This is a genomic window from Streptomyces ziwulingensis (assembly GCF_039542605.1).
In the GTDB taxonomy this organism is placed as follows: Bacteria; Actinomycetota; Actinomycetes; order Streptomycetales; family Streptomycetaceae; genus Streptomyces; species Streptomyces ziwulingensis.
This window is the reverse complement of sequence record NZ_BAABIG010000026.1, coordinates 158,809-180,542: the sequence shown is the minus strand read 5'-3', so window position 1 is coordinate 180,542 and position 21,734 is coordinate 158,809. Positions and strand designations below refer to the sequence as shown.

The window sequence follows — 21,734 nt, the reverse complement described above, 5'->3', positions numbered from 1 at the left end:
TTGTCCCGCACCGCGCGCCCTACTCGGCCTGGAGCACCAGCAGCGCCATGTCGTCCTCCAGGGGCCGGTCCCCGAACGCGTGCACCAGCCGCCGGATGCGTTCGGCGATCAGCCCGGCGCCCAGCCCCGCGCAGCCCGCCAGCGCGGTGGCCAGGCCGTCGGCGTCGTCGAACTGGCGGGAGCCGCTGCGGCGCTCGGTGACCCCGTCCGTGACGCAGAGCAGGCTGTCACCGGGGCGGATGTCGAAGGTGTCGATGAGATACGTCTCGTCCTCCACGACGCCGAGGAGCGTCTGCGGACGCGCGACGGTACGGACGTCCCCGTCGGGCGTGAGGAGCAGCGGCAGCGGATGTCCGGCCGAGGCGAGGGTGCAGCGCACGCCCCGGTCGTGCGGCACCAGCTCGCCGAAGAGCAGCGACAGGAAGCGCGTCTGCGGGCCGTCGCCCGGGGCAACCGGCCGGCCGCCCACGGCCACCAGCGCGCGGGCGGCGGCGTCCGCGGCCTCGGTGGCGTCGTCCAGGAGGAGCTGGTTGAGGCGGTCCAGGACGTCGGCGACGCCGTAGCCCTCGCGGGCGAGCAGCCGGAGCCAGGGGCGGGCCAGGCCGATGACGACGGCGGCCTCGGGGCCCTTGCCCTGGACGTCGCCGACGGCGAAGCACCAGCGGCCGTCGCCGGCCGGGAAGAGGTCGTAGAAGTCGCCGCTGGGGCCGCCCTTGTCGCAGGGCTCGTAGACGAGCGCGCTGCGCATGCCGGGGATCTCGGCGACGGCCCCGGGCAGCAGGCCACGCTGGAGGACGGCGCTGATGGTGGCCTGGCGGGCGTACTGGCGGGCGGTGCCGACGGCGAGCGCCACCCGGCGGCCGAGGTCCTCCACCAGGCCGGTGATCTCGTCGGGGAAGCGGGGGGCCCGTGCCCGGCCGATGACCAGGGTGCCCAGGGGCCGGCCGCCGGCGACGAGGCGGTAGGCGAGGGCCGCGCCCCAGGACTCGCGCGGGCCGAGTGCCTCGCCGGGCCAGTGGTACGCGACGGGACCGGAGCGCCAGGGGTCGGGCGGGCACGGCGGGTCCTTCTCCAGGGCCCGGCGCAGCTCCTCGATCCGGTTCTCGCTGCCGTGCCAGACGCGGGCCAGCCGTACGCCGGCCGCCGAGGCGTTGCCGTCGCCCCACGAGGCGCGGCTCAGGGACTCGTCCTCCAGCCACACCGCGCACCAGTCCGCGAGCCTCGGCACGAGGAGCTGGCCGGCCAGGGAGGCGATCAGGTCCTCGTCGAGCTGCCCGGCGAGCAGGTCGGACGCCTCGGCGAGGAAGGAGAGGGCACCACGCCCGAGCCATTCCCGGTCCCGGTCCCGGTTTCGGTTTCGGTCCCGGTCCCTGTCCTGGTCCCTGTCCCGGTCTCGGTCCCGGGGTTCGGCGGGGTGTGACTGTTGGGGGTCGGGCTCTTGGGAGTCGGGCTCTTGGGGGTCAGGGGAGGCCGGGGGCTGGTTGGGGGTGGCGGATCGGCCGGGGGTGGTGGGATCGCCGGGCTGGCCGGCGTGGCAGGGCCGGCTGGAGTGGCCGGACCGGCGGGGACCCTCGGGACCGCCGGGCTCCTCGGGGTTCTCGGCGGCCGGGGCGGGGGTCGCCGGGAGGCTCGCCCAGATCGTCTTCGCGCCGGTGCGGTACGTGATCCCCCACGCGTCGGAGAGCATCGCGACGAGCCGCAGCCCGCGGCCGTACTCCGGGGTGTCCGCGGCGCACACCGCGTCGCCGCCGCGCGGGGAGCGCCTCGGGTGGTGGTCGGAGACCTCGATGACGAGCGTCCCGGAGACCAGGAGCCGGCAGACCACCCCGACGTCGGTCCCGGCGTGCACGACGGCGTTGGTGACGAGTTCGCTGACGACCAGCAGGGCGTCGTCGGCCAGCCGGTCGGTCAGGTACTCGGTGCCGGCCAGCGCCAGTCCGATCCAGTCGGCGAGCGCGCCGCGTACCAGCGCGCGGGCCGCGCCCGGCGCCATGGAGCCGCCGGGCAGGCTCGCCTGGGCCTGCACGGAGGCATCCGAGGTGTGAGCAGGTGCCCCAGTGAAACGGAAGACGGTCTCCCGTTGCGTCGGAATGGCCCCCATGGACAGCTCCCCGAGCAGTTCGTACGAATACGCCACAGATGATGCGGACAGAGTGACAGACTGGCCCCGCCCATAAGCATCGAGTCACCGAAGTGGGCCGCCATGAGTGAGAACCGTGCTACGTCCGTGCGCGGCGACGAGCCGGAAGAGCACCGCATCCGAGCATCCGAACTACGGTTCCTGCTCGCCGCGATGACCGCCGCGCGCGACGGCGACTTCGCCAAGGTCCCGGAAGGGGGCCAGGGGATCGTCGCCGAGCTGGCCGCCGTCCACAACCAGATCATGGACCGCAACCTGCACTTCAACGGGGAGGTGCGGCGCGTCGGGCGGGAGCTGGTCCGGCACGGCCGGCTGGACGAGCGGCTGTCGGCCAGTCCGGGCCAGGGCTGCTGGACCTCCCGGGTCAACGACGTCAACCAGTTGCTCGACGTCCTGGTGGCCCCCGCGGCCAACGCCACGCGGGTACTGAACGCGGTGGCCGGCGGCGATCTGACCCAGCGGGTCGACCTGCACGACGGGAGCCGGCAACTCCGCGGGGACCTGCGCGACCTCGGCCGGGCCGTCAACACGATGGTCGACCAGCTCACCCGGTTCACCGGCGAGGTGACGCGGGTGGCCCGCGAGGTCGGTACCGAGGGCCGGCTCGGCGGGCGGGCCCGGCTGCGGGGCCTGTCGGGCAGTTGGCGGGAGGTGACGGAGACGGTCGACACGATGGCGTCCCGGCTGACCGCGCAGGTTCGCGACATCGCGGCGGTGACGACGGCGGTGGCCCGCGGCGACCTGACCCGCACGGTGACCGTGGAGGCGACCGGTGAACTGCTGGAGCTGAAGCTGACCGTGAACACGATGGTCGGCCAGCTCTCCGCCTTCGCGGACGAGGTGACGCGCGTCGCCCGCGAGGTCGGCACCAAGGGGCGGCTCGGCGGTCAGGCGCAGGTGCGGGGCGTGTCGGGGGTGTGGAAGGACCTCACCGACCACGTCAACCTGATGGCGTCGAACCTCACCTTTCAGGTGCGCGACATCGCGCAGGTGACGACGGCCGTCGCCCACGGCGACCTGAGCCAGAAGATCACGGTCGACGCGCAGGGCGAGATCCTGGAGCTGAAGTCGACCGTCAACACCATGGTCGACCAGCTCTCCGTCTTCGCCGACGAGGTCACCCGGGTCGCCCGCGAGGTCGGCACCGAAGGCACCCTCGGCGGGCGGGCCCAGGTGCGGGGCGTCTGCGGGGTGTGGAAGGACCTCACCGACGACGTCAACCGGATGGCGTCCAACCTCACCTCCCAGGTGCGCGACATCGCGCAGGTGACGACGGCCGTCGCTCACGGCGACCTGTCGAAGAAGATCACGGTCGACGCCCGCGGCGAGATCCTGGAGCTGAGGGACACCGTCAACACGATGGTGGAGCGGCTGCGGTCCTTCACCGACGAGGTGACCCGGGTCGCCCGCGAGGTGGGCACCGACGGCCGGCTCGGCGGGCGCGCGCAGGTGCGGGGCACCCTGGGCGTCTGGCGGGACCTGACCGACAACGTCAACCACATGGCCGACAACCTCACCTCCCAGGTGCGCAACATCGCGCAGGTGGCCACCGCCGTGGCGCGGGGCGACCTGTCGAAGAAGATCGACGTGGACGCGCGCGGCGAGATCCTGGAGCTGAAGACCACGGTCAACACGATGGTCGACACGCTCTCCTCCTTCTCCTCCGAGGTCACGCGGGTGGCCCGCGAGGTCGGCAGCGAGGGCCGGCTCGGCGGTCAGGCCCGGGTCGAGGGCGTGCACGGCACCTGGAAGCGCCTGACGACCGAGGTGAACGAGCTGGCGTCGAACCTGACCACCCAGGTCCGCGCGATCGCCGACGTGGCCTCGGCGGTGGCACAGGGCGACATGTCGCGCTCCATCACGGTGGAGACGCACGGCGAGGTCGCCGAGCTGAAGGAGAACATCGGCATGATGGTGGCCAACCTGCGGGAGACGACCCGCGCCAAGGACTGGCTGGAGTCGAACCTCGCCCGGCTGGCCTCGCTGATGCAGGGCCACCGCGACCTGGTGGAGGTCGCCGACCTGATCCTGCGCGAGCTGACCCCGCTGGTGAACGCCCAGTACGGCGCGTTCTACCTGGCCGACCCCGACGAGGTCGGCGCGGCGCCGCGGCCGGCCGTACCGACGAAGGGGCTCGCCTTCGTCGCGGGGTACGGGGCGGCGCAGGGGGCGACGGTGCGGACCGACGGACTGCCGGTGCGCGGGCTGGTGGCGCAGGCGGCCCGGGAGAAGAAGCGGATCCTGGTGGAGGGGGCCCCGCCCGGCTACATCAAGATCAACAGTGGTCTCGGCGAGGCCGCGCCGGCCACCATCATGATCATCCCGATCCTCTTCGAGGACAAACTCCTCGGCGTGGTCGAACTGGCCTCCTTCTCCCGCTTCTCCGACGTACACCTGGCCTTCTTCGACCAGTTCGTGAACACCATCGGCGTCGCCATCAACACGATCATCGCCAACGCCCGCACCGAATGCCTGCTGGGCGAGTCGCAGCGGCTGGCCACCCAGCTCCAGGAACGCTCGGACGAACTGCAGAAGCAGCAGGCGGAACTGCGCCGCTCCAACGCCGAGCTGGGCGAGAAGGCCGCGCTGCTGGCGACCAGTTCGCAGTACAAGTCGGAGTTCCTGGCCAACATGTCGCACGAGCTGCGCACGCCGCTCAACTCGCTGCTGATCCTGGCGAGGCTGCTCTCGGACAACGCGAACGGGCGGCTGTCCGAGCAGGAGGTGCAGTTCGCGACGACGATCCACCGCTCGGGCTCGGACCTGCTCCAGCTCATCAACGACATCCTGGACCTGTCGAAGATCGAGGCGGGCCGGATGGACGTACGCCCCAAGCGGCTGCCGCTGAACAAGGTCCTGGACTACGTGCACGCCACCTTCCGGCCGCTCACCCTGGACCGCGGACTCGGCTTCGAGGTGACCGTCGGCGAGGAGGTGCCGTGCGAGATGCACTCCGACGAGCAGCGCCTCCAGCAGATCCTGCGCAACCTGCTCTCCAACGCGGTCAAGTTCACCGCGGCCGGCAAGGTCGAACTGCGGGTGAGCCGGGCGGCCGACCCCGCGCTGCACCAGATCCGCGACGACGCCGAGGTGGTCGCCTTCTCCGTCTCCGACACCGGCATCGGCATCGCGCCGGAGAAACTCCCGGTGATCTTCGAGGCGTTCCAGCAGGCCGACGGCACCACCAACCGCAAGTACGGCGGCACCGGTCTGGGCCTGTCCATCAGTCGGGAAATAGCACGCCTGTTGGGCGGGCGGATCGTCGCCGAGAGCGAGCCGGGCCGCGGTTCGACGTTCACCCTGTACGTCCCGCTCGTCGGCCCCGGGCACGGCGAGGGCGGCCCCGGCACCGAGGCCCCCGCCGCCGCACCGGTGCCGCAGCAGCCCGCGGGGGGCGCCTCGCGGACCGGGTCACCGTCCGCCGGGCGGGAGACGGACGACGGCTGGCCCGCGCCGGCGAAGCTGGAGACGTGGACGTCCGGGCGGACGGGACGGGTGCTGGCCGGCCGGCGGGTGCTGATCGTGGACGACGACATCCGCAACGTGTTCGCCCTCACCCATGTCCTGGGCCGGGTCGGCATGCCCGTGCTGTACGCGGAGAACGGCCGCGAGGGCATCGAGACCCTGGAGCGGCACCAGGACGTGGAGCTGGTGCTGATGGACATCATGATGCCGGAGATGGACGGCTACGAGACCATCGACGTCATCCGCCGCACCCCGCGCTGGGCCAGGCTGCCGATCATCGCGCTCACCGCGCAGGCGATGCCCGGGGACCGCGAGAAATGTCTCGGCCACGGCGCCAACGAGTACGTACCCAAGCCGGTGGACGTCGACCGGCTGCTCAGCGTCGTCTGCGACCTGCTGGACCGCGACGGAACGGACGGCACGGACAGCACGGACGGCACGGACGGCGCGGACGGCGCGGACAGCGACGCACATCTGACAGAACCGAGTGAGGCACAGGCACCATGAGCGTCGACGAAACGACAGACGAGCGTGCGGGGATCCTTCTGGTCGACGACATGGAGGACAACCTGATCGCGCTGGAGGCCGTCCTGGGGTCTCTCAACGAACCCCTGGTCCGCGCGCGTTCCGGTGAGGAGGCGATGAAGGCGCTGCTGCGCCGCCGGTTCGCCCTGATCCTGCTCGACGTCCGGATGCCGGGCATGGACGGTTTTGAGACGGCCGCCAACATCAAGCGGCTGGACCAGACCAAGGACGTCCCGATCATCTTCCTGACCGGCACGGAGGACGACTCCGGTTACGCGTTCCGCGGGTACGCCACCGGAGCCGCCGACTACCTCGCCAAGCCCTTCGACCCCTGGGTGCTGCGGGCGAAGGTGAGCGTCTTCCTGGACCTGCACCACAAGAACCGCCAGCTCGAGGTGATGCTGGCGCGCGAACGGACCGGCCACGAGGCGGTCCTGGCCCGGCTGGCCGAGCTGGAGGCGCACCTCGCGGGCGACGACCCGCCGGACGTGCCGGCCCTGCGCGGTCAGGTCGGCGAGCTGCGGCGGGCGATAGCGCGGGGCCGCGCGAACTGAGCGCGCACCACCCACTCCGCCTCGCGGCTGCCCACGTACGTCTCCCCGCGGCTGCGCACGTACGTCTCCTCGCCGCTACGCCTCGCGGCTGCCCGCGTACATCTCCTCGATCAGGTACTTGTACTCCCGCTCCACCACCGGCCGCTTCAGCTTCAGGCTCGGGGTGATCTCGCCGTGCTCCACGTCGAGGTCGCGCGGCAGCAGCCGGAACTTCTTCACGGTCTGCCAGCGCTGGAGGCCCTGGTTGAGCTGGTCCACATGGCCCTGGACCAGCTCCACGGTGGCCGGCGCGGCGACGACCTCGGCGTACGACCTGCCCTCCAGCCCGTTCTCCTCGGCCCACTCCATGATCGCGGCCTCGTCGAGGGCGATCAGGGCGGTGCAGAAGTTCCGGTCGGCGCCGTGCACCAGGATGTTGGAGACGTACGGGCACACCGCCTTGAACTGGCCCTCGACCTCGGCCGGCGCGATGTACTTGCCGCCGGAGGTCTTGATCAGGTCCTTCTTGCGGTCGGTGATGCGCAGGTAGCCGTCGGGCGACAGCTCGCCGATGTCGCCGGTGTGGAACCAGCCGTCCGGCTCCAGGACCTCGGCGGTCTTCTCGGGCAGGTTGTGGTAGCCCTGCATGATGCCGGGGCCGCGCAGCAGGATCTCGCCGTCGTCGGCGATGCGCACCTCGGTGCCGGGCAGCGGCTTGCCGACCGTGCCGGTGCGGTACGCCTCACCCGGGTTGACGAAGGAGGCCGCGGAGGACTCGGTGAGGCCGTACCCCTCCAGGATGTGGATGCCGGCGCCGGCGAAGAAGTAACCGATCTCGGGGGCGAGGGCCGCGCTGCCGGAGACGCAGGCGCGCAGGTTGCCGCCGAACGCCTCGCGGATCTTGGCGTAGACGAGGGCGTCGGCGGTCTTGTGCTTGGCGCTCAGGCCGAAGGGGGCGCTCGCGGTGCCGGTGCGCCGGAAGTTGTCCTGGGTGACCTTGGCGTACTCGCGCGCCACCTCGGCGGCCCACTGGAAGATCTTGTACTTGGCACCGCCGGCGGCCCGGGCCTTGGCCGCGACCCCGTTGTAGACCTTCTCGAAGATGCGCGGCACGGCCGCCATGTACGTCGGCCGCACCACCGGCAGATTCTCGATGATCTTGTCGACGCGGCCGTCCACGGCGGTGACGTGGCCGACCTCGATCTGGCCGGAGGTGAGCACCTTGCCGAAGACGTGCGCGAGCGGCAGCCACAGGTACTGCACGTCGTCGGCGCCGACCAGGCCGGTCGCGGAGATCGCCCTGGCCATGTAGGACCAGCAGTCGTGCGGCAGCCGTACGCCCTTGGGCCGGCCGGTGGTGCCGGAGGTGTAGATGAGGGTGGCGAGCTGGTCCCCGGTGAGCGCGCCGACCCGCTTCCCGATCAGCTCCGGGTCCCTCTCCAGCCGCGCCGCGCCCCGGCGCTCCAGCTCGTCGAGGGTGAGGATCCACTCCTCGTCGGTGTCGGCGCCGGTCGCGTCGATCACCACGACGTGGGTCAGGTCGGGCAGCTCGGCCCGCTTCTCCCGCGCCTTGGCGAGCTGGGCGGCGTCCTCCGCGATCAGCACCCGGCTCCCGGAGTCGGCGAGGATGTACGCCGACTCCTCGGCGTTGGTCTGCGGATAGACCGTGGTCGTGGCCGCGCCCGCGCACATGATGCCGAGGTCGGCGAGGATCCACTCCAGCCGGGTCGCGGAGGCGAGCGCCACCCGCTGCTCGGGCTCCGCGCCCAGTTCGATCAGGCCGGCCGCGATCGCGTACACCCGTTCGGCGGCCTGCGCCCAGGTCAGCGACTTCCACTCGTCCGGTCCCTCGCCCGAGGCGGACGGCACGGGGTAGCGGTACGCCTCGGCGTCCGGCGTGGCCGCCACGCGCTCCAGGAAGAGGTTCGCCACGGACGGCGGACGGTTCTCGATCAGGGTCTGTGCGTCGCTCACGACATCCTCCGGGCCCGCGACAGTGCGGCTGGCTCAGGTGCGGCTGGTTTCCACTCGCGCGCCGTTGTTAACTCACGAGTAACTATGGAGCAGGCATCAGGGTAAGGCCCGACCGGCCGGTATGTAAGAGCCCGTGCCCTGTCACTTCCCACAGACAGCGGCCACCTCCGCGCCACATCCCGGCCGCATCCGTGCCGGACCCCTGCCCCGCCCGCGCCGCACCCCTGCCCCGTCCATGCCGCGCCCATGCCGCGTCCACACGAAGGGGCCCGCCGTACTTTCGTACGAGGGGCCCCTTTGGTGCCGATTCGAACCGGTTCGGCGTGGCCGGGTGGTGTGACCAGCGGTTACTTCTTGCCCTTGCCCGATCCCGCACTGTCATCGCTGGAGAGGACGGCGATGAACGCTTCCTGGGGAACCTCCACGGAACCCACCATCTTCATCCGCTTCTTGCCTTCCTTCTGCTTCTCCAGCAGTTTCCGCTTGCGGGAGATGTCACCGCCGTAGCACTTGGCGAGGACGTCCTTGCGGATGGCGCGGATGGTCTCGCGGGCGATGACCCGGGAGCCGATGGCGGCCTGGATGGGCACCTCGAACGCCTGCCGCGGGATCAGCTCGCGCAGCTTGGCCACGAGCCGCACGCCGTACGCGTACGCCGCGTCCTTGTGCGTGATCGCGGAGAAAGCGTCGACCTTGTCGCCGTGGAGCAGGATGTCGACCTTGACAAGTGAGCTGCTCATCTCGCCGGTGGGCTCGTAGTCCAGCGAGGCGTAGCCGCGCGTCTTCGACTTGAGCTGGTCGAAGAAGTCGAAGACGATCTCCGCGAGGGGGAGGGTGTAGCGGATCTCCACCCGGTCCTCGGAGAGGTAGTCCATGCCGAGCAGCGTGCCGCGCCGGGTCTGGCACAGCTCCATGATCGCGCCGATGAACTCGGTCGGCGCCAGCACGGTGGCGCGTACGACCGGCTCGTACACGTCGTTGATCTTGCCCTCGGGGAACTCGCTCGGGTTGGTGACGGTGTGCTCGGTGCCGTCCTCCATGACCACGCGGTAGACCACGTTGGGCGCGGTGGCGATCAGGTCGAGCCCGAACTCGCGCTCCAGCCGCTCCCGGATCACGTCGAGGTGGAGCAGGCCGAGGAAGCCGACGCGGAAGCCGAAGCCGAGCGCGGCGGAGGTCTCCGGCTCGTAGACCAGGGCGGCGTCGTTGAGCTGGAGCTTGTCCAGCGCCTCGCGCAGCTCCGGGTAGTCCGAGCCGTCCAGGGGGTACAGGCCGGAGAACACCATGGGCCTGGGGTCCTTGTAACCGCCGAGCGCCTCGGTGGCGCCCTTGTGCTGGCTGGTGACGGTGTCGCCGACCTTGGACTGACGGACGTCCTTCACACCGGTGATGAGGTAGCCCACCTCGCCGACGCCGAGACCGTCGGCCGACAGCATCTCCGGCGAGTTGGTGCCGATCTCCAGCAGCTCGTGCGTGGCGCCGGTGGACATCATCCGGATCCGCTCGCGCTTGTTGAGCTGGCCGTCGATGACACGGACGTACGTCACGACACCGCGGTACGAGTCGTAGACCGAGTCGAAGATCATCGCGCGGGCGGGGGCGTCGGCGACACCGACCGGCGCCGGGATGTCGGCGACGGCCTTGTCCAGCAGCGCCTCGACGCCCAGACCCGTCTTGGCGGAGACCCGCAGCACGTCGTCGGGGTCGCACCCGACCAGGTTGGCCAGCTCCTCGGCGAACTTCTCGGGCTGCGCGGCCGGCAGGTCGATCTTGTTCAGCACGGGGATGATCGTCAGCTCGTTCTCCATCGCCAGGTAGAGGTTGGCGAGGGTCTGGGCCTCGATCCCCTGGGCGGCGTCGACGAGCAGGACGGTCCCCTCGCAGGCGGCGAGCGACCGGGACACCTCATAGGTGAAGTCGACGTGCCCGGGGGTGTCGATCATGTTGAGGATGTGCGTGGTGCCCTGGTCGGGGCCCGTCGTCGGGGCCCACGGCAGACGCACCGCCTGGGACTTGATCGTGATGCCGCGCTCGCGCTCGATGTCCATGCGGTCGAGGTACTGGGCGCGCATCTGCCGCTGCTCGACCACACCGGTGAGCTGGAGCATCCGGTCGGCGAGCGTGGACTTGCCGTGGTCGATGTGCGCGATGATGCAGAAGTTGCGGATCAGAGCAGGGGCGGTACGGCTCGGCTCGGGCACATGGCTGGGGATCGCGGGCACGCAGGGTCCTGATTCTTGAGGCGTCCGCAGTGTCTGCGGTCTCGGGTCGGATCTATACGTAGCCTCCATCGTCCCACGGGCGGGGAGCGCGAAGGGTTCTGGGAGGGACGGCGGACGGGTTGCCGGCCGGTGCGGGGGCCGGTTGCGGGCGGGGTGCGGGCCGTTTGCGGGTGGGGCGCGGGTGGGTTCCGGACCGGTTTGGGCCTCCCCTCGGGCCGCTGGTACTGTGGGGGGCTGTGTCTCTTGCCCTCTCAGCATGGGACACGACTTCTGGAAAATCACCGGTACGGGACCCTCGGGGACCGTGCCTGAACCTGTAGAGGCTCATTCGTGGCGAACATCAAGTCCCAGATCAAGCGGATCAAGACCAACGAGAAGGCCCGGCTGCGCAACAAGGCCGTCAAGTCCTCTCTGAAGACCGCGGTCCGCAAGGCCCGCGAGGCCGCTGCCGCGGGTGACGTCGAGAAGGCCACCGAGTACCAGCGCGTCGCCGCGCGTCAGCTCGACAAGGCCGTCTCGAAGGGCGTCATCCACAAGAACCAGGCCGCCAACAAGAAGTCGGCGCTGGCGCGGAAGGTCGCGGCCGTCAAGGGCTGAACCCTTTATCTGGTCTGACCGCCGGAAGGACCCAGAGCGGGCCCTCTCTCATCCGCTCCCGACCGGCACCCCGAGTCCGCACGCGACTGCGTTCGCCACGCGGGTGCGGACTCACCTGACGCGTGACCCGAGACCCCGCCTTCCGAGGCGGGGTTTTTGGCGTACCCGGCCTGACCGGACCGGCGGGGAGGGGCCGGGACGGGGGCGGGTGGGTGGTGAGGTGGTGAGGTGCTGGGACGGTGGGTCGGTGGGTCGGTGGGTCGGTGGGTCGGTGGGGCGGTGGGGCGGTGGGGCGGTGGGGCGGTGGGGCGGCTCCTACCGGCCGCGCGACCGTGCCGCCCGCGCGATGATGACGACCGCCTTCTCCAGTGCGTACTCGGGGTCGTCCCCGCCCCCCTTGACGCCCGCGTCCGCCTCGGCCACCGCCCGCAACGCCACGGACACCCCATCGGGCGTCCACCCGCGCATCTGCTGCCGCACCCGGTCGATCTTCCACGGCGGCATCCCCAGCTCACGGGCGAGATCGGCGGGCCGGCCGCCTCGCGCGGAGGACAGCTTCCCGATCGCCCGCACGCCCTGCGCCAGCGCGCTCGTGATCAGCACCGGCGCCACCCCCGTGGCCAGCGACCACCGCAGCGCTTCCAGCGCCTCGGCGGCCCGCCCCTCCACCGCCCGGTCCGCGACCGTGAAGCTGGACGCCTCGGCCCGCCCGGTGTAGTACCGGCCGACGACGGCCTCGTCGATCGTCCCCTCGACGTCCGCGATCAACTGGGACACCGCCGCCGCCAGCTCCCGCAGGTCGCTGCCGATGGCGTCGACCAGCGTCTGGCACGCCTCGGGCGTGGCGGACCGCCCGGAGGTACGGAACTCGGCGCGGACGAAGGCCAGCCGGTCCGCCGGCTTGGTCATCTTCGGGCACGCCACCTCCCGCGCCCCGGCCTTGCGCGCGGCGTCCAGCAACCCCTTGCCCTTGGCGCCGCCGGCGTGCAGCAGCACGAGGGTGATCTCCTCGGCGGGTGCGCCGAGGTAGTTCTTGACGTCCTTGACGGTGTCGGCCGACAGGTCCTGCGCGTTGCGCACGACCACGACCTTGCGCTCGGCGAAGAGCGAGGGACTGGTCAGCTCGGCGAGCGTGCCGGGCTGCAACTGGTCCGGCGTGAGATCACGCACATCCGTGTCGGCGTCGGCGGCCCGGGCGGCGGCCACCACCTCCCGCACGGCACGGTCGAGCAGGAGGTCCTCCTGGCCCACGGCAAGGGACACCGGGGCGAGGGGATCGTCGTTCGCAGTCTTCCTGGCCATCGCGACAAGCATCGCACGCGGCACCGACAACGGGCCCGGCCCGTGGACAGCCCTCAGGGCTCCTCCCGCCAGCCCTCCCACTCGGCCACGAACTCGTCCAGTGCCACGGGGTCGAGCCGCTCGTCCTCGTCCCACAGGACGACGAGCCACTGGGCATCCTCGGCGTCGTCCTCACCGGCCAGCGCGTCCCGCACGAGCAGCGGCTCCTCGCCGACACCGAACCGCTCCCCGAGCGCCTCCACCACCGCCTCGGCGGCATCGCGGTCGGGCAGCACCAGGACATGTCTCGCCTCACTCACACCGACATTGTCCGGCACGGCGAGCTGTCCTCGATCCGCCTGTCAGTCCTCACCGACGAGACCAAGGTGGCTGCTGAACCCCTGATGTCCTTCCTGGCTGTTGGGCGCTCTCCGGCAGGCCCTCAGCTCCCGCTCGGGAGTGCTTTCAATCCCTGGTACGCCTCTCGCAGGTCTGACGCTTCCGGTAGCTGTCGCCGCTCAACAGCCCTGACGACTTCCAGTGCACGCCAGTGATTCGACGGGACGATACGGCCGGACAGTATGGCTCGCTGTGCCGCGTTGCACGCCTCATCCAGCCGGTCACCGCCGAGCAGTGCCAGCGCCAAATCAATGTTCGCGGATGCCACCCGGCGCGGCCATTTCTCCACGTCGTCAGCGGGAGCGAGCCGAGCGATCACCTGTCGTGCATAGCCCTCGGCTGCGGGATCCCCAACCCATGCCAGCGTCGTTGCCGCGTAGGCCAGCGCCTTACCGGGGTCGTATTGGTAGTGATGCTCAGTCCCCTTGCGCGGAACCATTGCGGCCGACATGTGCTGAACTCGGTCTATGGCCGCATAGGTTTCGGGCCCTTCCCCCAGTCGCGCTCTTGCTCGTCCCTCTTGTGCGGTTGCCTGGATCGCAACCGAGGTTCCGGCGGGTGCCAAATCCTGTGCAATCTGGGAGAGTTCCAGGGCGCGGGCGTAATCGCCATCCGTGAGCACTCGCCAAGCGTCAGTCTCGTAGCACCACGCCTCAATTTCGCGGTGATCTGCGTGCTGCGCGAGGGTGGCCGCTGCCCGCAAACGGGCCGTGGCTGCATGCTCCTGGTTCAAGTCGATATGCAGCGTGGCCCCTAGAAGTTGGAACCAACCCCCGACCGCATAAAGTCGGCGCTGTTCTGCGAGGGTCATACGCGCATCCATGAGATGGGCCACATAAGCGGAATACTTGCGTACTCTCTCGAGCAAGTCTTGCGGCGGCAACACAGGGTATCCCATTGCCAACTCATCGAACGTTCGTTCCAGTCCCCCCAAGGTCTCTTTCCCCACGTCGCTTGCCGACACTCGTCGCGCCAATTCGAGCGCATCGAATTCGTCCTCGCCGTTAGGCGATACGTCAGCGATCCATTCATTAGGGGACTGCGGCGGTGCGAAAGCGTCGGGGGCTAGCAGTGCGGCCAGTTCCCCTGTCGTGATCGATAGCGCCTTCGCAATCTTCGGGCGCTGCCAAGGTTGTGGGTCGGTTTTTCCGCTTTCCCAGCGTTGGACCGTTGAGCGATCAGCGCCGACCGCTTCCCCAAATTCCTCTTGGTTGTACCCGCACGCTTTCCGGCGCTGCGCCAACCTTCGCCGCCTGCTGGTCATCGTGGCCGGCCTCCTCTCGGGAACGCGTCTGCCCTGGTGAGCGTAGCCAGTGCGGCCATCGTGCGGCAGGACTGCGGCCTTTCTGCCGTGGTGTGCGGCCCCGAGTAGCGCTTCTCTGAGGCATCACACAGCAACGGATGTGACAGACCGAGCGGGAGGGTGACCATGGCGACCACGACGCACACGGCACAGGAGAACGCCGTAAACCACCCCTTGAGGCTTGAGCCTGACCCCGAGCCCGTCCCGGGTGTGCGCACTGCGGCAAGGTGGCGCAGGACCGAGACCGAGCCAAGGCGAACGGCGACGCAAGCGGCGTGAGTGACTGCAACGTCCGGTTGCGCCGACACCTGGACGACACGCGCTGATGAGCGCCCATGAGGTTCCGCATGACGGTCCTATCGATTCGTCCTGGACTCCGAACCGCACGGACCCTTTCCGCCCGATCAGTGCTGGATGTGCGACTCATTCTGGGGAGGGAGCAAGTGATGTACCGCTGCGAGGCAAGAACCCGGCTCGACAACGACGTGCAGGCGACTGCGGAGCTGATGCCCACCGCGTTCGACAGTATCGAATGGGTGTCGGATTACGTAGGGGAGAACCTGTTTCACTGCGAGCTGGAAGACGTACCGCACGACCACCACGCGGCGTTCCTCCGTAACGGAACCAGTCGGGAACCCTGTACTGACGTCTACCTCTGCTGGCGTGACGAGTCGGGCCCTCAATGGCTTGAGGACGTCGAGGTCTGCCTCAAGGTGGAGAACCCGATGGCCCCGGGGTGCACGATCTTCCGTGGTCACCCTGGCAAGTGCGACTGGGAATACATCGGCCCGTCCATGTTGGCCGTGCTGGTGCAATCTGACCACTTCGTCAGGGAATTGCGCCTGTCCCACTTGCTCGCGTTCCCTGTGAGCCCCGCCGAAAGGCAGGAGGATGCGTGATGGTCACCAATTCAGTGGTCGGCCAGCGTGTCACGGACGGCGAACGGGTCGGCGTGCTTACGGCTGTTGACCGTCGCTGGACCGATCCGGCGAAGCCCCGCTGGGCGCGCATAACGGAACCCACGGCGTTTGTCCGGCCTGTGGGCGGGGGTGTGGAGTGGACGGCGCCCCCCAACGCTCTGCGCGTCGTCTGAACCGCTTAACGGCCCTCTGCGGTTGGCTCGCAAGGGTGGCGGTCGTCTCCTTGATAGTCAGCCGAGGATGGAGAGAATCCGGCGAGTGCCGTGGAGATCCGTGACGCTCATGCCGTTCATGGCATTCGCGTCGTCCCTCCCCTCCCCTCCCCTCCCCTCCCCTCCCCTCCCCTCCGGCGATCTTGCGCCCTACGACGGTGTCACCGCCCGCAGGCCGGCGCGGTCGTCACCGGTCCTCCCCGCTCACCCGCAGTTCCTCCCTCGTGCCGGTGACCGCCAGCGCGCCGTCCCGGTCGGTCCGCAGTACCGCCGCTCCCGTGGCTTGCAGGGCCGCTAGTGTGCCCGGGGCCGGGTGGCCATAGGGGTTGTCCTCGCCCGTGGAGATCAGCGCCACCCGGGGAGCGGCCCTGCCCAGCAGGCCGGGGTCCTGGTGGGCCGAGCCGTGGTGGGCCACCTTGAGCACGTCCACCGTGTCCAGCGCCGGGGCGGCCGGCGATCTGGCCAGCGCCCGCTGGGCCGGTGGTTCGAGGTCGCCGAGCAGCAGGATGCGCAGGCCGGCCGTTCTGACCAGCAAGGTGACACTGGCGTCGTTGGGGCCCTCCGGGTGCGACGCGGGAGCCGGGGAGGGTGGCGGGGAGGGTGGCGGGGAGGGTGGCGGCCTCCGGTCCTCTCGGTCCTCCCGGGCCGAGGGATCCCGGGTGCCCGGTGGTGGCCACACCACCTCCCAGGTCAGCGCACCGGAGCGCCGGTGCTCTCCGGTGGCGGCGTGCCGTAGCGGGATGTTCCGTGCCGCCGCCTGGGCTCGGACGGAGTCCACCTGGGCGGCGGGCTCCTCGAAGCCGGTCGTCTCGATCGCACCCACCGAACGCCCTCTCAGTACTCCCGGCAGCCCTGTGACGTGGTCGGCGTGGAAATGGGTCAGTACGACCAGCGGGACTCTGGTGATTCCGAGCGAGCGCAGACAGTGGTCGACCAGCGCCGGGTCGGGTCCGGCATCCACGACCACCCCCGTCCCCTCCCCCGCCGCGAGCACCAGGGCGTCGCCCTGTCCCACATCGCACATCACCAGCCGCCAGTCGGGCGGCGGCCAGCCGGTGACCACCCGGGTCAGGGGCGCCGGCCGCAGCACCGCGAGCACCAGCAGCACCGCACAGACCCCACACCACCACGGGTGCCGTACCAGCCGCCGGCCGACGAGCAGCACACCGGCGGTGAGCAGTGCCAGGGACGCCGCCCCCGCCCAGCTTCCGGGCCAGTCCACCCCGGCCCCGGGCAGCGCCGCCCCGGTACGGGCCACCCCCGCGAGCCAACCCGCCGGCCAACTCGCGCACCACGCCAGCGCCTTCGCCACCGGCATCATCACCGGCGCGGCCGCCAGCGCGCCGAAACCCAGCACCGTGGCCGGCGCGACCGCGAACTCCGCCAGCAGGTTGCACGGCACCGCCACCAGGCTGACCCGCGCCGACAGCACGGCGACGACCGGCGCGCACACCGCCTGCGCGGCGCCCGCCGCGGCCAGCGCCTCGGCGAACCGGGGAGGCACCCCGCGGCCTCGCAGGGCGGTGCTCCAGCGCGGCGCCAGTGTCAGCAGGGCGCCGGTGGCCAGCACCGAGAGCAGGAAGCCGTAACTGCGGGCGAGCCACGGGTCGTACAGCACCAGCAGCACCACAGCGGTCGCGAGGGCGGGGATCAGCGACCTGCGGCGCCCGGTGGCCAGGGCGAGCAACGCGACCGTCCCGCAGGCCGCGGCCCGCAGCACACTCGGGTCGGGCCGGCACACGACGACGAACCCCAGCGCGAGCGCCCCGCCGAGCAGCGCGGTCGACCGCAGCGAGACACCGAGTCGCGGCGCCAGCCCCCTGCGCTCACTGCGCGCGGCCAGGCCGGGCGGTCCGAGCAGCAGGGAGAGCAGGATCGTGAAGTTCGCCCCGCTCACGGCCAGAACGTGCGCGAGGTCGGTCTCCTTGAACGCCTCGTCCAACTCGGAGGTGATCCGCGAGGTGTCCCCGACGACCAGGCCCGGCAGCAGCGCCCGCGCGTCCGCGGGCAGAGGGTCGGTGGCCTCCCGCAGACCCGCGCGCAGCCGGCCCGCCAACCGCTGGGCCCCCGAGGGCCCGGCCACGACGTCCGGCGCCGCCGTGCCCCGCACGCGCAACACGGCCGCGGTCCGCTCACCGTTCACCAGCGGGGGCGACGACCGGGCCGTGACGCGCAACCGGGTGGTCGGCAGGAGACCGAGCCACGGTGAGGTGCGGGCCCGCGCGGCCGTCGTCGGCGGGCCGCCGCCCACGGTTCCCTCAGTGACCGCGTCCACGATCAGCAGTACCGGCGTCCGGGTCTCCACCGCCGTCCCGTCCGCCTGTCGTACCCGTCGTACGTCGGCGTCGATCAGTACGACGGGCGGCGCCGCCCGGTTGCCCCGGACGCGGGACCGGGTGAGGCGCGGGTCGGAGGTGACCACCACCTCGGTGGTCACGGTGGCGTACCGCCGCGCCAGCTCCGGCACCGGGCCCCGGCGCAGGTCGGCGCCGTGCAGGCCGGCCACCGCCGCGGCCGCCGCGACGCAGAGCAGCAGAGCGGCGACGGCGGGCCGGTACCGGAGTCGGCGCCGGAGCCGGCTCGGCAGTACGCCGCCTCCCGGGCCTGCGGCACCCGGGCGCCCCGGCCATTGCCCCGGCTGCCCCAGCCGCCGGCCCGCCCGCCCCGGCCGTCGCGCCGCCGACGGCACCAGCACGCAGGCGACGACGACGGCGACGCAGCCGGCCGCTGTCCGGAACGCCCACCCGGGCGGCGCGCCCAGGGTCAGCGCCGCCGTCGCCCAGGTCGCCAGGGCGGGCGGTACCAGGCGCAGATCGGCCGGTCCCTCCTGCCGGGGCAGGGCCGCGCCGAGCCGTGTTCCGGATGCGGCGTGCACAGCCGTCCTGGTGGAAGTGACCGCGGAGCCCTCGCCCTCGGTCGGTCCATCGCCCCCGTCCTCGTTCGGCTCCGGCTCCGGCTCACCGGGCTGATCCCGCACTCCGCCTGCCGGGGTCGTGCGGCGCCTCATGGCCGTACGAGGTCGCGCAGGTCGGCGAAGCGCCGGTCGCCGATGCCGTTGACCTCGCGCAGTTCGTCCACCGAACGGAAACCGCCGTGCCGGGTGCGGTAGTCGACGATGTGGCCGGCCAGCACCGGGCCCACCCCGGGCAGGGTGTCGAGCTGGTCGACGGTCGCGGTGTTGAGGGAGAGGGGAGTGGTGGGCGCCGCCGGTCCCGGCGGCGTCCCGGCCGGCCCGCCGCCTGCCGTGCCTTCGCCGCCGGACGCGGGAAGGGGTGCGGGCGCGGGTGTTCCCACCAGCACCTGTTCGCCGTCCACCAAAAACCTGGCCCGGTTGAGCGCGTCGGTGTTCGTGCCGGGGCGTACGCCACCGGCCGCCCGCAGGGCGTCCGCGACGCGTGCACCCGCGGGCAGGCGATGGATCCCCGGCTCGCGGACCTTGCCGCCGACGTCCACCACGATCTCGGTGCCGACGCCGGCGGTGGCGGCACCGGCGTCGGGCGGGGGCGCCGGTCCGCCCGAGGCCGCCCCGGGTCCGGCCGTCGCCTCCGCACCCTGTTCCTCCACCGCCCCCGCGGTGTACGGCGTCGCCGCCGACACCACTTCCGGCGCGCGCACGGGCAGGGTCCGGCCGGACCAGAAGTGCTGGGCCGCGAAGCCTACGGCGACGACGAGTACCACCGTCAGTGCCAGCGCGCTCCGCCGCTCCAGCCCGCACCTCGTCTGCAGCCACACGGGCATCCTCTCCCGCAGGGCGAGCCCGACCCGCTCCCGTCGCGAACCCGCTCCGGGGACAAGATCCGCCTCCCGAGCGGCTTCCCGAACGGTTTCCCGTACGGCTTCCCGAGCGGCTCCCGGTCCCCCGGAGGCGGCGGGCTGCTGCCCCGTCCCCGACTCCTGCCGCTTCTCGGCCCGTTCCGCGAGTCCACCCCGCCCGGGCCTTACCCCCGCAGACGCAGCGCCCCCAGCGCCCTCAGCGCCCCCAGCGCCCTCAGCGCCCCCAGCGCCCTCAGCGCCCTCAGCGCCCTCAGCGAACAACGCCTCCGCCCGTCGCCTCAGCTCCTCCGCCGAGCCGTGGGGCCCTCTCCGCACCCGGCCGCCGACGTAGCCGACACCGCCGACACGCGGCGGACGTCGGCGGCGGAAGCGGCCGTCGGAGGCGGGAGCGCGGCCGGGACCACTGGTCGGGGCCGAGGTGCGGGAACCTGATCGAAGTGCCATGCGACGAGGATGGGGCACCTCGGCACACCCGCGATGATCATGGTCTGGATCCGTGGACCGCCGACGGGTTGTGGACAACGCCCTCACCCGAAGGAGGGTCCGCCCCACCTCACCGAGGCGAGACCACGACCCCCAGCAACCCGGGTCCCGTGTGCGCCCCGATCACCGCCCCCACCTCGCTGACGTGCAGGTCGGCCAGCCCGGGGACCCGGGTCCGCAACCGGTCCGCCAGGGCCGACGCCCGGTCGGGGGCGGCGAGATGGTGGACGGCGATGTCCACCTCGGCGGCGCCCGCCCGGTCGGCGACGATCTCCTCCAGGCGGGCGATCGCCTTGGACGCCGTACGTACCTTCTCCAGGGGTTCGATGCGTCCCCCGGACAACTGGAGCAGCGGTTTCACCGCGAGGGCGGAGCCGAACAGCGCTTGCGCGGCACCGATCCGGCCGCCGCGGCGCAGGTAGTCCAGGGTGTCGACGTAGAAGAAGGCGGAGGTGCCGGCCGCTCGCTTCTCGGCCGCGGTGACGGCCTCGTCCACCGTGCCGCCGGCCTCCGCCGCCGAGGCGGCGGCGAGGGCGCAGAAGCCCAGTGCCATCGCGATCATCCCGGTGTCCACGACATGTACCGGGATCGGTGCCTCGCGCGCGGCCAGCACCGCCGCGTCGTGCGTACCGGAGAGTTCGGCGGACAGGTGCAGGGAGACGATGCCGGTGGCGCCGGACTCGGCCGCCTCCCGGTAGGTCTCGGCGAACAGCTCCGGGCTGGGGCGCGAGGTCGTCACCGGCCGCCGCTTCTGCAGTGCCTGGGCCAGTGAACGGGTCGAGATCTCGGTGCCCTCCTCCAGGGCCCGGTCGCCCAGGACCACGGTCAGGGGTACCGCGGTGATGCCGTGACGCTCCATCGTCCGGGGCGGCAGGTAGGCCGTGGAATCGGTGACGATCGCGACATGGCGGGACATGAGCTGGAGGTTACCTGGCGTAGCGTCCGGGCGGCAGCCCACCCCTCTCACCAGCGCCGACCTGTCAGGTCGTGCTCTCCGGACGGGGCTTCTTCCGCCAGGGCTGGGCCGGACGCGGCCGAGTCGGGTCGATGGCCGCGCGGGCCCGCTCCTCGGCCGGTGCCGGCCGCCGCGACCTCGGCCGGGTCCGCCCCGCGACCGGCCCCATGGTGACCGGTGCCTCGGTGGTCGGGGCCTCGTGGGCGGGAGCCTCGGGCCACGGCGGTGGCGGCGGTGAGGTGGACGAGGTGGCGGGGTCGGACGACACCGTCCAGTGCCGCAGGGCGCCCGCCTCGACGTCGATCTGCGCGCTCAGCGAGTCCAGGTCGTCGCCGGCGAAGCGGTGGGCCCGGTCGCGGGCCGCCCAGCGCAGGGAGTCGGCGGCCCGGGTGATGCGCCCGGTGCGTTCGCGCAGCGCCGGGAGGCGCTCGGCGAGGGTGGTGCGGTCGGGTTCGGACTCCAGGCGCCGCAGTTCGCCGTCGAGTTCGTGGCCGTGGGCGCTGAGCCGCTCGAAGAGGCCGACGGACTCCTTCAGGGAGGTGTCCTCGGCCGCGCCCGCCTGCAGCGCGTCCTGCGTGGCCCGCATCGAGGTGCGCAGGCTCAGCCGCAACTGCGCCAGCTCGCCGGTCGCGCCCGGCTGGACGAAGGACTTGGCCCGCAGGGTGTGGTCCTCGACCGTGCGGCGGGCCTGGGTGAGGGTGCGGTCCACGCCGCGCTTGGCGGCGCCGACGGCCTTGACCGTGGCGTAGACGCCCAGGACGACGAGGAGCACGAAGAGCAGTGCCACCACTGCGACCGCTGCTTCCACGGTGATCCTCCTGAGCCCCGGGGGCGTCCGCGACGCACACCGCGCCGCTCTTCCACGGTAAACGCAACGGGCAGGCCCGGAGTTCCGGAAGAACCCCGAACCTGCCCGTAGGGGACTACCCCGAACGGACCGCCCAGAGCGGA

14 protein-coding genes are annotated in these 21,734 nt (G+C 71.7%); 4 read left to right on the top strand and 10 right to left on the bottom strand.

The window, feature by feature from the left end; all coding sequences use genetic code 11:
• Positions 1–19: 19 nt before the first annotated feature.
• A complete protein-coding gene (locus ABEB00_RS16430) occupies positions 20–2,101 on the bottom strand; it encodes a SpoIIE family protein phosphatase (RefSeq protein ID WP_345620418.1) in 2,082 nt (693 codons plus the stop codon).
• Between the two features lie 102 nt (positions 2,102–2,203).
• On the opposite strand from ABEB00_RS16430, the gene ABEB00_RS16425 reads away from it, so the two are divergent.
• Together ABEB00_RS16425 and ABEB00_RS16420 are read left to right on the top strand one after the other, a co-directional pair.
• Positions 2,204–6,112 (top strand): HAMP domain-containing protein, encoded by a 3,909-nt coding sequence (locus ABEB00_RS16425; protein ID WP_345620417.1) that lies wholly within the window; start codon positions 2,204–2,206, stop codon positions 6,110–6,112.
• On the top strand, positions 6,109–6,684 hold the full coding sequence (locus tag ABEB00_RS16420; protein WP_345620416.1) for a response regulator: 576 nt from the start codon (positions 6,109–6,111) through the stop codon (positions 6,682–6,684). Before ABEB00_RS16425 ends, ABEB00_RS16420 begins: the two co-directional genes overlap by 4 nt.
• A gap of 75 nt (positions 6,685–6,759) precedes the next feature.
• Here ABEB00_RS16420 and ABEB00_RS16415 read toward each other — a convergent pair whose 3' ends face one another.
• Positions 6,760–8,637 (bottom strand): AMP-dependent synthetase/ligase, encoded by a 1,878-nt coding sequence (locus ABEB00_RS16415; protein WP_345620415.1) that lies wholly within the window; start codon positions 8,635–8,637, stop codon positions 6,760–6,762.
• A gap of 347 nt (positions 8,638–8,984) precedes the next feature.
• A complete protein-coding gene (gene lepA / locus ABEB00_RS16410; RefSeq protein ID WP_345620414.1) occupies positions 8,985–10,859 on the bottom strand; it encodes a translation elongation factor 4 in 1,875 nt (624 codons plus the stop codon).
• Between the two features lie 330 nt (positions 10,860–11,189).
• On the opposite strand from lepA, the gene rpsT reads away from it, so the two are divergent.
• Positions 11,190–11,456, top strand: a complete 267-nt coding sequence (rpsT, locus tag ABEB00_RS16405; protein WP_345620413.1) for a 30S ribosomal protein S20 — start codon at positions 11,190–11,192, stop codon at positions 11,454–11,456.
• A 315-nt stretch (positions 11,457–11,771) separates the two neighbouring features.
• On the opposite strand, the gene holA is transcribed toward rpsT, so the two are convergent.
• From holA to ABEB00_RS16390, 3 genes are all read right to left on the bottom strand, one after another.
• Positions 11,772–12,758 (bottom strand): DNA polymerase III subunit delta, encoded by a 987-nt coding sequence (holA, locus tag ABEB00_RS16400; protein WP_345620412.1) that lies wholly within the window; start codon positions 12,756–12,758, stop codon positions 11,772–11,774.
• A gap of 53 nt (positions 12,759–12,811) precedes the next feature.
• Positions 12,812–13,057, bottom strand: coding sequence for a hypothetical protein (locus ABEB00_RS16395; RefSeq protein ID WP_345620411.1), 246 nt, complete (start codon positions 13,055–13,057; stop codon positions 12,812–12,814).
• 122 nt (positions 13,058–13,179) lie between these two features.
• Positions 13,180–14,400 carry a helix-turn-helix transcriptional regulator gene (locus tag ABEB00_RS16390; protein ID WP_345620409.1) on the bottom strand — a complete coding sequence of 407 codons (1,221 nt, stop codon included), beginning with the start codon at positions 14,398–14,400 and terminating at the stop codon, positions 13,180–13,182.
• 485 nt (positions 14,401–14,885) lie between these two features.
• Between ABEB00_RS16390 and ABEB00_RS16385 the strand changes: the two genes are divergently transcribed.
• Positions 14,886–15,338 (top strand): hypothetical protein, encoded by a 453-nt coding sequence (locus ABEB00_RS16385; protein WP_345620408.1) that lies wholly within the window; start codon positions 14,886–14,888, stop codon positions 15,336–15,338.
• A 420-nt stretch (positions 15,339–15,758) separates the two neighbouring features.
• Here ABEB00_RS16385 and ABEB00_RS16380 read toward each other — a convergent pair whose 3' ends face one another.
• The 4 genes from ABEB00_RS16380 to ABEB00_RS16365 all read right to left on the bottom strand — a co-directional run bounded on the left by ABEB00_RS16380 (position 15,759) and on the right by ABEB00_RS16365 (position 21,591).
• A complete protein-coding gene (locus ABEB00_RS16380) occupies positions 15,759–18,446 on the bottom strand; it encodes a ComEC/Rec2 family competence protein (RefSeq protein WP_425586506.1) in 2,688 nt (895 codons plus the stop codon).
• Positions 18,447–18,574: 128 nt separating this feature from the next.
• Positions 18,575–19,789, bottom strand: coding sequence for a ComEA family DNA-binding protein (locus tag ABEB00_RS16375; protein ID WP_345620406.1), 1,215 nt, complete (start codon positions 19,787–19,789; stop codon positions 18,575–18,577).
• Positions 19,790–19,898: 109 nt separating this feature from the next.
• Positions 19,899–20,744, bottom strand: a complete 846-nt coding sequence (locus ABEB00_RS16370) for a DegV family protein (protein WP_345620404.1) — start codon at positions 20,742–20,744, stop codon at positions 19,899–19,901.
• Between the two features lie 64 nt (positions 20,745–20,808).
• Positions 20,809–21,591 (bottom strand): hypothetical protein, encoded by a 783-nt coding sequence (locus ABEB00_RS16365; protein WP_345620403.1) that lies wholly within the window; start codon positions 21,589–21,591, stop codon positions 20,809–20,811.
• Positions 21,592–21,734 lie beyond the last annotated feature (143 nt).